The organism is Flavobacterium beibuense F44-8 (assembly GCF_000769915.1).
GTDB lineage: Bacteria > Bacteroidota > Bacteroidia > Flavobacteriales > Flavobacteriaceae > Flavobacterium > Flavobacterium beibuense.
The window spans coordinates 159,492-173,684 of the sequence record NZ_JRLV01000008.1 but is presented as its reverse complement, the minus strand read 5'-3'; the positions used below and the strand labels follow the sequence as shown (position 1 = coordinate 173,684).

General features: G+C 38.5%; 12 protein-coding genes. 4 read left to right on the top strand and 8 right to left on the bottom strand.

Annotated elements, in window-relative coordinates:
• Position 1: 1 nt before the first annotated feature.
• The 8 genes from Q763_RS08925 to pdxA all read right to left on the bottom strand — a co-directional run bounded on the left by Q763_RS08925 (position 2) and on the right by pdxA (position 6,233).
• Positions 2 to 454 (bottom strand): hypothetical protein, encoded by a 453-nt coding sequence (locus Q763_RS08925; RefSeq protein ID WP_035133364.1) that lies wholly within the window; start codon positions 452 to 454, stop codon positions 2 to 4.
• A 194-nt stretch (positions 455 to 648) separates the two neighbouring features.
• Positions 649 to 1,017, bottom strand: coding sequence for a hypothetical protein (locus Q763_RS08920; RefSeq protein ID WP_035133362.1), 369 nt, complete (start codon positions 1,015 to 1,017; stop codon positions 649 to 651).
• Between the two features lie 171 nt (positions 1,018 to 1,188).
• Entirely contained in the window at positions 1,189 to 2,538 is a 1,350-nt protein-coding gene (gene accC / locus Q763_RS08915; protein ID WP_035133360.1) for an acetyl-CoA carboxylase biotin carboxylase subunit, read from the bottom strand.
• Positions 2,539 to 2,626: 88 nt separating this feature from the next.
• Positions 2,627 to 3,118 (bottom strand): acetyl-CoA carboxylase biotin carboxyl carrier protein, encoded by a 492-nt coding sequence (gene accB, locus Q763_RS08910; RefSeq protein WP_035133358.1) that lies wholly within the window; start codon positions 3,116 to 3,118, stop codon positions 2,627 to 2,629.
• Positions 3,119 to 3,144: 26 nt separating this feature from the next.
• Positions 3,145 to 4,143 carry a beta-ketoacyl-ACP synthase III gene (locus Q763_RS08905; RefSeq protein WP_035133356.1) on the bottom strand — a complete coding sequence of 333 codons (999 nt, stop codon included), beginning with the start codon at positions 4,141 to 4,143 and terminating at the stop codon, positions 3,145 to 3,147.
• Between the two features lie 161 nt (positions 4,144 to 4,304).
• A complete protein-coding gene (rpmF, locus tag Q763_RS08900; RefSeq protein ID WP_035133354.1) occupies positions 4,305 to 4,499 on the bottom strand; it encodes a 50S ribosomal protein L32 in 195 nt (64 codons plus the stop codon).
• A 9-nt stretch (positions 4,500 to 4,508) separates the two neighbouring features.
• Positions 4,509 to 5,042: a YceD family protein gene (locus Q763_RS08895; RefSeq protein ID WP_035133353.1), complete on the bottom strand. Its 534-nt coding sequence runs from the start codon at positions 5,040 to 5,042 to the stop codon at positions 4,509 to 4,511.
• Positions 5,043 to 5,183: 141 nt separating this feature from the next.
• On the bottom strand, positions 5,184 to 6,233 hold the full coding sequence (gene pdxA / locus Q763_RS08890; protein ID WP_035133351.1) for a 4-hydroxythreonine-4-phosphate dehydrogenase PdxA: 1,050 nt from the start codon (positions 6,231 to 6,233) through the stop codon (positions 5,184 to 5,186).
• Between the two features lie 54 nt (positions 6,234 to 6,287).
• Between pdxA and Q763_RS08885 the strand changes: the two genes are divergently transcribed.
• From Q763_RS08885 to Q763_RS08870, 4 genes are all read left to right on the top strand, one after another.
• On the top strand, positions 6,288 to 6,878 hold the full coding sequence (locus tag Q763_RS08885) for a riboflavin synthase (RefSeq protein ID WP_035133442.1): 591 nt from the start codon (positions 6,288 to 6,290) through the stop codon (positions 6,876 to 6,878).
• Between the two features lie 58 nt (positions 6,879 to 6,936).
• A complete protein-coding gene (locus Q763_RS08880) occupies positions 6,937 to 8,199 on the top strand; it encodes a putative DNA modification/repair radical SAM protein (protein ID WP_035133349.1) in 1,263 nt (420 codons plus the stop codon).
• A 1-nt stretch (position 8,200) separates the two neighbouring features.
• Positions 8,201 to 8,977, top strand: a complete 777-nt coding sequence (locus Q763_RS08875; RefSeq protein WP_035133347.1) for a TIGR03915 family putative DNA repair protein — start codon at positions 8,201 to 8,203, stop codon at positions 8,975 to 8,977.
• Between the two features lie 320 nt (positions 8,978 to 9,297).
• On the top strand, positions 9,298 to 14,184 hold the full coding sequence (locus tag Q763_RS08870; protein ID WP_084596045.1) for a PKD domain-containing protein: 4,887 nt from the start codon (positions 9,298 to 9,300) through the stop codon (positions 14,182 to 14,184).
• Positions 14,185 to 14,193: the final 9 nt, after the last annotated feature.

Below are 14,193 nucleotides of genomic sequence, written 5' to 3'. Positions count from 1 at the left end.
ATTAAGCAGCTTCTTTTACTACTTTAAGACTAGAACCTGATCTTGAATACCTTGAATGTCTTTTTATCGACATTTCAACAAATTTCTTGGCATCCTTTTTATTATCTGAAGAAACCCTTAATTTAAGGTTTTCACCATCTCTCATTTTTACAAGAACATAATAGCTCTTTTCGCTCATGGCAACTGTAAATACAGAAATACCAATCGCTACAAATGAAAGTAAAAAGAACATAGGTGCATCCAGCATTTTACGTTGCATATACAACAGCACAAAAATACTTGTTGGCATCAATGCCCACATAATCGATTTCAAATCGGTATTCATACCGAATTTGATTTTTTTCACCTCTTTAAATTCAATCTCATTCTCTCTGTGTGCAGAAGCTAAAATGATTTTGTCATTAAAGAGTTTGCCGCAACTGTTATTAAACAAGGGCATCTCTAACTTTTTCATAGGTTTTTTTGGTTTAATTTTTCTTTTTCGCTTACAAAATTAACACCTAATGGTCAAAAAACCCTAATGGATTCTTAAGATTTATATAACATATAAAATGAAATTAAATAATAAATTACGCGAAGACCTGATTTAGCCTAGCTTTATATCATTTTCAATTAAATTTTAAATATGTTAAATTTTTGTTAAATTTATTATTTTAATGCTTCTTTATACACTCTTGCGTTCGCAGAACGGTTTGCAATGTATATTTTGTATTGAGAATCGTTTAAAACCGACTTCAGTTTCTTATCTCTATCTTCATCATAAGCCTTTTTCTTTTTGGATCTCTGCACAGCAGTAGCACCCGGATTTTCATCCAGTTTTTTCAAATAATCTTTGTTTATAGCTAACACCTGCGAATATTGATTATCATTAAGTGATAATTGAGATTTCATGTGTGTAGTAACTTTTGCAGCCCCTTCAGAAACTTTATCCTGAGCATTAGCCGTTACACAAAACAGTAAAGCAAGAACTAGTGTGCTAACAAGGTTTTTTACCCTGCCCGTTAATTTTTTGGTCATGGTTGGAGTATATTTTTAGTTAATGATGCGACTAATATAGAAAGAAAACATTCGCAAGAAAAAAAGCCTCGATTAAGAGACTGATTTTCCCGATGAGTTGCTTTAAAAAACAGATAAACCTCAAATAAAAAAGCCCCGCTGATTAGCGGGGCTTTAAAATATGGCTATAGCTTATTGCTTAGGCTCATTCATTTTAAAAGTTTCCATAAACTTAGTGGTATAATCACCTTCAACATAGGCTTGCTCATCCATAAGTTGTCTGTGGAAAGGAATGGTAGTTTTAATACCTTCGATTACGAACTCATCTAATGCACGCTTCATTTTGTTTATAGCTTCTTCCCTTGTTTGGGCAGTAGTTATAAGTTTAGCGATCATAGAGTCATAGTTTGGCGGAATAGTATACCCAGAATAAACGTGAGTATCTAAACGTACACCATGACCTCCAGGCATGTGCAGGGTAGTAATTTTACCCGGAGACGGCCTGAAGTCGTTATAAGGATCTTCTGCATTAATACGACACTCGATAGAGTGAAGTTGCGGAAGATAGTTTTTACCTGAAATTGGCACACCTGCAGCTACTAAAATCTGCTCACGGATAAGGTCATAATCAATAACCTGCTCTGTAATAGGGTGCTCTACCTGAATACGGGTATTCATTTCCATGAAATAGAAATTTCTGTGCTTGTCCACAAGGAACTCTACCGTACCGGCACCTTCATATTTAATAAATTCGGCAGCTTTAACAGCAGCATCACCCATTGCCTGACGAAGCTCATCTGTCATAAATGGAGACGGAGTTTCTTCAGTAAGTTTCTGGTGACGTCTTTGTACTGAACAGTCTCTCTCAGAAAGGTGACACGCCTTTCCGTAAGAATCGCCCACTACCTGGATCTCGATGTGTCTTGGCTCTTCGATAAGTTTTTCCATGTACATACCGTCGTTACCAAAAGCAGCACCGGCTTCCTGCCTTGCGCTTTCCCATGCCTTTAACAGGTCTTCAGCTTTCCAAACAGCCCTCATACCTTTACCACCACCACCGGCAGTAGCTTTAAGCATTACCGGATAACCAAATTCTTTAGCCAGCATATCTGCCTGCTCAAAAGACTCTAATAATCCGTCTGATCCCGGTACACAAGGTACACCTGCAGCTTTCATTGTAGCTTTTGCAGTAGCCTTATCTCCCATTTTTTCAATCATCTCAGGAGATGCACCGATAAATTTAATACCATGCTCCTGACATATTTTTGAGAACTTAGCATTCTCTGAAAGGAAACCGTATCCAGGGTGTATTGCATCTGCGTTAGTAATTTCTGCAGCAGCAATAATATTAGACATTTTAAGATATGATAAATTACTTGGAGCCGGACCTATACATACAGCCTCATCAGCAAATTTTACGTGAAGGCTTTCTGCATCGGCAGTAGAATACACGGCCACAGTCTTGATCCCCATTTCCCTGCAGGTTCTGATTACACGTAGTGCAATCTCTCCCCTGTTTGCAATTAATATTTTTTTAAACATTGCTTGAGATTTTTTATTTGAACTGTATATTTTAAATAAAGCAAATGAGGATGTTACTCCTCATTTAGCAATAAGTATTTAAAATTCCTTATGACGGATCAACTAAGAATAATGGCTGATCAAACTCTACCGGAGAAGCATCGTCTACTAATACCTTAACGATTTTACCAGACACTTCAGATTCGATTTCGTTGAAAAGCTTCATTGCTTCAATCACACAAACCACATCTCCTTTAGAGATTGTGCTTCCCACCTCTACAAACGGAGCTTTATCCGGAGATGGTTTTCTATACAAAGTACCTATTATAGGTGATTTTACAGTTACGTATTTAGAATCGTCTTCTGTAGCAGCAGCGGCAGGTGCAGCAGCAGCCGGAGCAGCAGCTACAGGAGCCTGTTGCGGAACTGCCTGTGGAGCCGGCTGGCTAACAGGAACGTGCTGAACGTAAGTAGTTGCAGCCTCTGTACCAGCTTCTGTAGTTTTGATGGTGATTTTAAAATCATCCATTTCTAATTTTACTTCGGTAGCACCGGATTTTGCTACAAACTTAATTAGGTTTTGAATTTCTCTAATATCCATAATTTCCGAATTTTGTTTAGTCTGTTCTATTTTTTATCGTATGCCCATTTAAGATATATCGATCCCCATGTAAATCCGCCTCCAAAAGAAGCAAACACAAGGTTATCACCTTTTTTGAACTGATGTTCATAATCGCTAAGCAATAATGGTAATGTTGCTGATGTAGTATTACCGTATTTCTCGATATTAACTAATACTTTAGAGTCATCAAGATTCATTCTTGACGCGGTAGCATCAATAATTCTCTTGTTAGCCTGGTGTGCAATTAACCAATCTACATCATCGTGCGAAAGGTTGTTGCGACTCATTATTTTCTCACTTACGTCGGCCATGTTAGATACCGCATATTTAAATACGGTTTTACCGTCCTGGAAAACATAATGTTGTTTGTTTGCTACAGTTTCTTCTGAAGCAGGAAGTATAGATCCGCCGGCATCTATTTTAAGATACTCACGACCAATACCGTCACTTCTTAAATATTCATCCTGAAGACCATACCCCTCTTCATTTGGCTCGAATAACACAGCACCTGCGCCATCGCCAAAAATAATACAGGTAGCCCTGTCAGTATAATCTATAATTGAAGACATTTTATCTGCCCCTACAAGAAGTACTTTTTTATATCGTCCGCTTTGAATGTAAGCGGCTGCGGTAGACATACCGTATAAAAAACTGGAGCATGCAGCCTGCAAATCGTATGCAAAGGCATTAACAGCGCCTATTTGTGTAGCCACATAAACTGCGGTGGCTGCCACAGGCATATCAGGAGTTGCGGTAGCCAGAAGCACCATATCAATATCTTCCGGTTTAGTTCCTGATTTTTGCAGCAAATCCTGTGCTGCTTTTATAGCTAAAAAGGAAGTTCCTTTATCTTTATCTTTAAGTATACGCCTTTCTTTGATTCCTGTACGGGAAGTAATCCATTCGTCATTTGTATCAACCATTGTTTCTAAAACCTGGTTTGACAGGACATAATCTGGCACGTAAGCCCCTACAGCAGTAATGGCGGCTGTTATTTTGTTCATAAGGATAAGTTATTTCTATTCAAATCCGGGAATTTGAAAAAGCGGTGGAAATTACAAAAAAAATACAAAACCCCTTGTAATATTCCTCCTTATTTTCAAATAGATTGCGTTTAACAAAAAAACTCTCACTATGTGAGAGTTTTTCTCTTATATCTTAACAATTAAGCAACCGCTTCCTGTTTGTCTATAACTACCTGTCCTCTGTAGTACATTTTACCTTCATGCCAGTAAGCTCTGTGGTATAAATGCGCTTCTCCGGTTACTGGACATGTAGCGATTTGAGGAACAGACGCCTTATAGTGCGTCCTTCTCTTGTCTCTTCTCGTTTTCGAGATCTTTCTCTTAGGATGTGCCATTTTACTATATTATTTATCCGTTAATAGTTTTTTTAATTCGTCCCATCGGGGATCTGTGTCTTCTTCTTTTTTATGTTCCACTTTAGGAGCCAGCTCCTCAAGTTTGTTTAATATTTCTGCATTCATAGTGCCGTCTTTAATACCCGGATGCACTCTTTTTGACGGAACCGAAAGCACAATCATTTCATATATATATTGCGCTACGTCCACCTGGTACTCCCCGTGTGGCAAAACCAGCATCTCCTCGTTTTCGTCATTAAATTCTTCACCAAATTTTACAATCAGGTCAAGCTTACCTTTTATCGGCAAATCAAAATCTTCATTAGAAAGATCACAAGGTACATTTACCGTACCCTTATGCTTAAATGTTAACTCAAGCATAGTGAGCTTTTTATCTAAAACAAGGTTCACCTTAACATTGACATCATTATATTCATCAAAATTAAAATGATCAAAGAACGCTTTGTTTATTTCAAACTCAAACTGGTGCTTCCCCTGTTTTAACCCAGCAAACTGGATTAAAAATTCTTTATTAACTTTCATGTGGTGTGTTTTTTTAAAAGTTCACATGATATTGCCGGACTGATTATTAAAACAGCCACAACTCACTTCATCACAACAGTTTTGAGCGTGCAAAGATATAAAATTATTGCAAATCCAAACCTGTTATCAACATTTTTTTGTTTATAACTGTTTTTCCTTAGTTTTTAAAGGATTTTGGGTTATTTCCCTATAATCGTTTCGGTTATTAAATATATCTAAAGCCAAATATACGGCTTCTTTAAAAGAATTAAAATCGGCTTCTCCTTTTCCTGCAATATCATAAGCAGTACCATGATCGGGAGATGTTCTTATCCCATCAAGCCCTGCGGTATAATTCACTCCGTTTCCAAACGAAAGTGTTTTAAACGGCACAAGCCCCTGATCGTGGTAAGCAGCAATTACGGCATCATATTTCTCATAGGCACTACTCCCGAAAAACCCGTCGGCAGAAAATGGACCGAAAGCTAATATACCTTCATCAAATAATTTCCTCAACGTTGGTTTAAGCACTGTATCATCTTCACTACCTATTACACCATTATCTCCACAATGCGGATTAACACATAGCACGGCAATTTTAGGTCGGTTCACTCTAAAGTCCTGTTTAAGAGCCTGGTTAACGGTAGTTATTTTTTTCCTTATTAGCTCTTCCGTTAAATGCGAAGCCACCTCATTAACAGGAACATGATCTGTAAGCAAACCTACTTTCAGGTCATCGTGCACCATTAACATCAGTGCATCACCTTCCAACTGCTCGTTAAGATAATCAGTATGACCCGGGAATTTAAATTCCTCCGACTGTATGTTATACTTATTAATAGGAGCTGTTACCAGCACATCAATCTCTTTGTTCTTTAAAGCTTCGGTAGCAGCGGTGAACGACTTAATAGCATATTTACCCACATTTTCATCGTTTGCACCAAATTCAATATTCACACCCTCACGCCAAACATTAAGCACGTTAAACTTACCGTGCACCAACTGGTCAAGGCTGTCTATACCATGTATATGGATATCAACATGAAGTGACTTCCTTATAAAGGATATGATTTTTGCGTTAGCAAAAACCACCGGAGTACACATTTCCAGCATTCGGACATCCTCAAAGGTTTTAAGTACTACTTCACTACCTATTCCGTTAAGGTCTCCTATAGATATACCTACAATTACATTTTCTGCTTTTTTGGTCATAATGGCGCTTTAATTTGCTACTTTTGAATTGCAAATTTATAAAATTAAATGAGGATGTTTACAGGAATTGTTGAAACACTTGGAACCATAAAAGAAATAAAAAAAGACAACGACAATCTTCACGTCACCATACTATCGGGATTAACACCCGAACTTAAAATAGACCAAAGCGTATCGCACAACGGCGTATGCCTTACTGTTGTTGCCCTAAGCGAAGACAGCTACACTGTAACCGCAATTAAGGAAACTCTTGAAAAAACAAATTTAAGAGACTGGAAAGAGGGTGATATGATAAACCTTGAAAGAGGAATGAAACTGGGCGACAGGCTGGACGGACATATAGTACAGGGCCATGTAGACCAAACCGGGGTTTGCAAAAGTGTTGAAGAAGCAAACGGAAGCTGGTACTACACTTTTGAATACGACAAAAATCTAAGCAACATCACTATCGAAAAAGGATCTATTACTGTAAACGGAGTAAGCCTTACGGTAGTAAATTCAAAACTTAACGAATTTAGCGTCGCCATTATACCTTACACCCACGAGCATACCAACTTTAAATATATACAACCGGGCACGGTTATCAATTTAGAGTTTGACGTTGTAGGAAAATACGTTAGCCGTATACACGAGCTTAGAAATTAACTTTTGTTCAACAACCTCTGTTAGATTATTTTCATAGCTTTGTAGAAAATAATCTAACATGAGTGATCGTATACGTGAAAAGCTTTCCATATTAGCCGATGCTGCTAAATATGATGTATCCTGCTCATCCAGTGGCAGTACCCGAAAAAATGACAACAAAGGACTGGGCGACAGTAGCGCTTCTGGCATTTGTCACTCCTACACCGAAGACGGTCGCTGTGTATCGTTACTCAAAATATTACTTACTAATCATTGTATATATGATTGTGCTTTTTGTGTATCCCGCAAAAGCAACGATATAAAACGTGCTGCTTTTACTGTAGACGAGGTTGTTAGCCTTACCATTAACTTTTACAGACGCAATTACATTGAAGGTCTGTTTTTAAGTTCGGGCATTTTTAAGGATGCCGATTTTACCATGGAACGCCTGTTACGCATTGTAAAAAAGTTAAGGCTTGAAGAACGTTTTAACGGTTACATACATTTAAAAACCATACCGGGTGCAAGCCCTGAACTATTATCTGAGGCCGGGCTTTATGCCGACAGGATGAGCATCAACCTGGAGATGCCCACCGAAAGAGGCCTGAAGCTACTTGCTCCCGATAAATCACACGATGAAGTAAAAAAACCATTAGATTTTATACAAAACACCATCACTAAGTTTAAAGACGAAAAGAAAACCGGACTCATAAAAAGCATCCCGAAATTTGTTCCTGCAGGGCAAAGTACCCAAATGGTAATTGGCGCCACACCTGAAACCGACATGGAAATTATGTACAGCGCCAACCAATATTACAAGGACTACAAGCTAAAACGCGTGTACTATTCGGGATACATACCTATAAGTTATGATGACCGTATGCCACAAATAGGCAGCCAACCACCGTTGCTTCGTGAAAACAGGCTGTATCAAACAGACTGGCTTATGCGTTTTTATGGTTTTGAGGTACAGGAACTGCTTAATCCTAAAAATCCGCATCTCGATACTGATATTGATCCAAAACTGAGCTGGGCATTACGCAACCCTGAACAGTTCCCTGTTGACATCAACACTGCCGATTACCGTATGATATTACGTATACCGGGTATAGGCACACAATCGGCGCTCAAAATAATTCAGGCACGTAAATTTGGAAAGCTGCGCAGTGACCAACTTAAAAAAATAGGGATTGCTTATAACAGGGCAAAATTCTTTATACGTTGTGCCGATAGTCCATACCAACTTAACGACCCCGAACCTCAACATATAAAACACCTTATATTATCTGAAAGCAATAGTAAATACCTTAAAGTACCCCAAAATCAATTAAGCCTGTTTTAGTATGGTTACCTATGTGTTTGACGGATCGATGGAAGGATTGCTAACAGCTGTCTTTGAATATTATGAATACAAACCCGGCAAAGTACAATTGGTTTGGAATAAACATTACCAACCCACAATGCTTGGTGAAACACATACTATTATAAATAACAAAGTAAAAGCCGAAAGGGTTTGGAACGGACTCAAAAAAAAGATGAGTGCCGACTGGCTCATGAAATTTTACAGAGCCTACCTTAGCGAAGTACCGCAAACCTTTCAGGATCTTTTTGATTTTGCCTGCTATATTTTTGACAATCCTCAGGGTGCCGAAAAAAACTTTGGCAATCCGCATGTAATGGCTATATCAAAAATGAACCGCATGGTAGGGCGTGAAAGACATCGTTTCACAGCTTTCATACGCTTTCAGGAAACGGCAGACGGTATATTTTATGCACCTGCCGAACCCGACTTTAACGTGCTCCCGTTAATAGCCAATTTTTACAAAAACCGCTTTGCCGACCAGAAGTGGATTATTTATGACATTAAAAGAAAATACGGGCTTTATTATGACCTTAACACGGTGCAAACCATATCTTTTGAGTTTATACAAAATATAGATACCTCAAAAAAAAGACTTTCAAACAACCTTGTTAGTAATAGCGAAGAACTCACTTCCCTATTATGGAAAGACTATTTTAACAGCACAAATATACCTGCAAGAAAGAACATGAAGCTTCATATTCAATACCTTCCTAAGCGTTATTGGAAATATTTGAATGAAAAAGACGACAAAAATTAAGTTAATTTTAACCAAATGTTAGATAAATGGTTAACAAGTCATTAACAAGGCAAAAAAACAACATTTAAAAAATAAATATAACACATCCTTATATTTATTGATTTATAGGCTTATTTATTTAAATTTCAAATTGATTGTTATATTAATAACATTTTTGCTTTAAAATGTTATTATTAACAATACGCCCATTGTTAAAGGATTCGCAACAAGTTCATAACTAAATCATAATTTTTTAGCTTTTCATTAACATTTTAACGTCATTTTTAGTGATTACCTTTAAATAGCTAAAAACAAGATGTTTAACCAAAATCACACCAGTTATGACAAACTTTACGTGGCAATCAAAGCGATTGCCTTTAATGGTGCTAATCCTTTTTGGATTTTTATTACTTCCGGTCCGAACGATGGCACAGGAAGCAATATCAATTATTTGGGATAGCGAAACGGGTTGCTATCAGTTCGAAGACCCAAGAAAAGACGAACAGAAAGAACCCGGAGAAGACATTGAAGACGGACCCTGTGTTAGGGTTTGCGAAAACAGCAGAGTAAATTACTCTTTAACGGGAGACAGCAGCAATTGGTCTTCTACACAATGGAGTGTTGCCGGCGGTACACTTCTTTCATCGAGTACAACAACCTGTTATGTACAATGGGGTACTCCCGGAAACGGAACTGTGACTGCAGAAGTCACAAAATTAGACGGAACGGTAGAAACCGTGGAAATATGTATTGAAATCATTCCTGCACCAAAAGCATTTTTTGGAGTGCTTCCGGGTTATGTAGGCATTCCGATTGAGGCATGTGTAGACGAAGGAATCTTTTTCACCAATCTGTCTACAACAAATGGAGGCAGCGACCTCTTTTCTTATTACTGGGAATTTGGAAACGGTGACGTTTCATCAGAATTCCAACCAACCTACTCTTACAGTTCTCCGGGAACATATACAGTAGTGTTAACGGTAACAAATGTTTGTAACTGTACCAGCAGGTACAAAATACCGGTACGTGTTCACGATTTCCCTGGTATTCAAATTAAATGTCCAAGCGTAGTATGTGACGGTGAAATCGCTTCATATACTGTTGAAGATTTTGTTGGCGATATTTGCGGCGGCAACTTTAACTGGAGTGTTGATGGTGGTACTATAGTATCATCAGCCCCATACGGACCAACTATTGATGTAGTATGGGACAATGTAGGACCTTCAGGTTTTGGTTATGTAACTATTGATGCAACAGGATGTGATATTCCTTGTGCAGGACCAACAACAATTCCAATTCCGGTAATACAAAACACAGGTACAATTGTAGAAGATCTTGTAATTTGTGAAAACGAACAAACAATTTACAAATTACCGCAATGGCCATCTACTACATTTAACTGGTCGTTAGATGCTAACGGAACAGGAGCCACCTTAATACCAAGACAACAACAAAACGAAATTGTTGTACAAACTACAGGTAACTCAGGCACAATAACTCTTAGCTGTACATACAACAACACATTATTAAATTGTGGCGGTAGTGCTGAGTTAGTTATTACAATTAAGCCGAAAGCCGAAATTAACGGCCCTACATCACTATGTATTGGAACAACTGGCGGATATGTACTTAGCAACGGATACTCAGGCAGCTGGGTATTAAAAAGAAATGGCTTAGTAGTATCTACAGGATCAGGCAACTCATTTAACTACAACTTTACCACAGCAGGAAACTATATACTTACAGTTTCGGGAGGTGCATTTTGTAAAAATGCCCAAATGGGAATTGTAGTAAATCCAAAAGAAACAGCTCCAACAGCTATTACAGGCCCGGATGAAACCTGCCCTGGCATCCCTGTTGATTATAGTGTTAACAATACTATACCGGGTACAGTTATAGTATGGAGTGTTGACAACGGAACAATTGCAGGTAGCAATCAAGGTGATGAAGTTACAGTAACTTTTGGACCAACAGGACCGTATGCTGTACATGCATGGAGAGAAAGTGTTGCAGAACCAAACTGTCCATCAGATATGATTACAAAAGTAGTTACACCTCCTACAGTAAATGCTGTAATAACAGGCGATGATGAAGTATGTTCAAGCAGCTATGCAACATACCAAACTACATATACTGAAGGTGAATCTTATTTCTGGGAAGTTGTTCCGGCAACAGCAGGTAGTGTTTCTTCTGGAAACGGAACTACAATAGTAGATATTTTATGGAACGAACCTCCAGTAGCTTCTAACCCTCAAAAGGTAAAACTAACTGTTGTTAAATGTGGCGTTGAACATTATTTCACTTATGATGTAGATGTAATAACCACACCGGCTGCTAATATAGTTGCTCCTAGTACAATTTGCGGAGGAGAATCATTCCCATTAAGTATCTCAGGTCTAACATCAGGAACTGTAACATGGAATTTCGGTGACGGTTCTTCACCTGTAACAACAAGTGCAGCATCAACAATAAGCCACACTTATCTAAACAATAATGGTGCTGATACTGATTTCACTATTACTGCATATGTAGAACTGCCTAACGGATGTATTAACCCGTTAAATTTAGCACAAAACATTACAGTTATCCCGGCACCGGTAGCAAGTATAACTCCTGCAGGCGTATATGCTGTATGCCCTGAGTCTGCAATAAATGATATCCTTACAGTAAACATACAGTCAGGATTCGGATCTACATCATCTATTAAATGGTATCACAACGGTTTAGAAATCACATCTGTTGCAGGCCAAACATCAATAAATCTTGCATCATTAGGTTACGGTTACGGTAGCTATCATGCAGAAGTAGAAAACAGCAATGGCTGTACAACTGTTACAGATGCAACAATTTATAACGGCAACTGCGTTACACCTTGCTCAACAGGTGAAACGGTTACTGTTAGCGGAACAAACAATTGCGGTATTATATCAGCAACAGCTACTGCTACAGGTAGCCCTACAACATATGGCTGGTTTACTCAACCTTCATCTACTGTTATATCACAAACAGCAGGATCTGCTCAATTCCAGTTTGATGAATCAGGTAAATACAGAATTTACTATCAGGCAACTTATGGCAGCTGTGTTGTAACAAACTATACTGAAGTACTGGTACCATACATGCCAGACCTGAAATACAATGTTGCCTGTAACGGCTCTGGCGGATATACACTTACACTTTTAGACCATTCTAACTTCTACCCTAACAATGGTATGGATAACTACCAATTTAAAGTAGACGGAAGTACTGTATATAACGGAGCAGCAAATACATATACTACAACTGTTAGTCCGGGTGTACATACATTAGACCTTACAATAAAAAGAAATGCCTCTCCTGCACATCCGGCATGTTCAGCAGCAACTATAACAATCGATTTGCCTGCAATGCCAGATGCAACATTCACTGCACCTTTAGAAATTTGTGAAAACGCATCATTTGATATGGCTTTAGTTACTCCTCAATCAGGACTTACTTACGAATGGAGTTTTGGAGATGGTTCAACCAACCGTCAGCCATCACCTTCTAAAGTATACAATAGCTATGGCAACAAGACCATAACACTTATTGTAACTAATCAATATGGATGTACAGCTACATATAGCAAAACAATAAATGTAAAACAAAACTTACTTGCCGGTACAGTTACTGCATCACCCGCTCTTGCATGTGTAGGCAGCACAAGTACATTAACTTACAGCCCTGGTATAGGATCAGCCACACCTACTTCATACGAGTGGATGCAGGGTAATGTATCGTTAGGCACTACTGCTGTAAATACATTTAATGTAACAGAATCAGGAGCTTACTGGGTAAAAGTATCTGGAGCATACGACTGTTCTACAGACATAGGAGTTAACAATCAAACAATTGTAACGTTTGTTAAACCAACCGCTGCAAACATTTCAGGCCCAGACGAGGTTTGCCTTAACAGCACTATCTGTCTTTCTACTCCGGCAGGACCGGCAGGGACTCAATATACCTGGAAGAAAAACGGCTCAGTACTACCAGCATTTAATAATATGACAAGTATGAGCGATACTGCTACCGGTTTAACTACATACACATATGAAGTTACTGTTAGCACACCAAATGGTGCAGGCGGTTATTGTACAGATACAGATACACATACTGTAACTGTTAAACCAATACCTGGAGCGCCTGGTATATCAATTGTAAATGTTGAATGTGATCCGGCATATAAAGTTAAGCTTGAAGCAACTGCTTCAGGACCGGGAACATTTACATGGAGCAACGGCATGAGTGGATCTTCAATCGAAGTTCTTGCAGGAGGTACATATCAGGTTCGCTTCACAAACGAATTCGGTTGTTCAAGTACTAACCAAATAGTAGTACCTAAAGACCCTTCTGTACATTTCTGGAATGTACCATCTGGCTGTTATGAACTTTGTGAACAATTACTTTCGGCCGGATCTTTGGGAGGCATAAACATGCCATTCCCACACTGGGAGTGGTTATTTAACAACAGTACTGTAGATAGTGGCAGCTACACAAGTGTTAACCCTCTTCCATTATCAGGATATGGTAGCGGCAACTACTCTCTGCTGCTAGACAACGGATACTGTAAAAGAGTAAGCGATGAAGTTAGTATAGCGATTAAAGATTGTAGAGAATGTGAATTCCGCATCAGAGTTAAAGATATTAAAACTGAATATGACGGAAGATACTGCTTCTATATAGTATACTTTGATCTATACAACCCTTACTCTACCCCAATACAGGTAACGCTTTCACTTCCTAACGGAGAAGGTATGTTTGTTCCAACATCTATAACCATCCCTCCTGGAAGCTCTTTACAACCTGTACAAATGATTCCGTTAAACGGATTTGCAGGTGGTACAGTAATGGTATATGCTGAAACTACTATTGACGGAAAACCTTGTCTTAACAGGTTTGAAATACCATTCCCTGACTGCGCACAAGGAAGACCGGCAGCTATGGAAGATGAACTTAACGGTTACGAACTTGTTATTGCTCCTAACCCTGCTAAGGAAAACGTAAGCATGAATTTCACTTATCTTGAAAAAGATTCTGAAAAAACAATTCAGGTTTACAACCTACTGGGTGTAATGCTGGAGTCTTACACTCCTGCAATACAAAACGGAACGTGGGATCTTAATACATCCCGATTCCCGGCAGGACAATACATTGTTGTAATGAAAGAAAACGGAAATATTCTGATGCAAAAAAATCTTATCATACAATAATAGTATAAT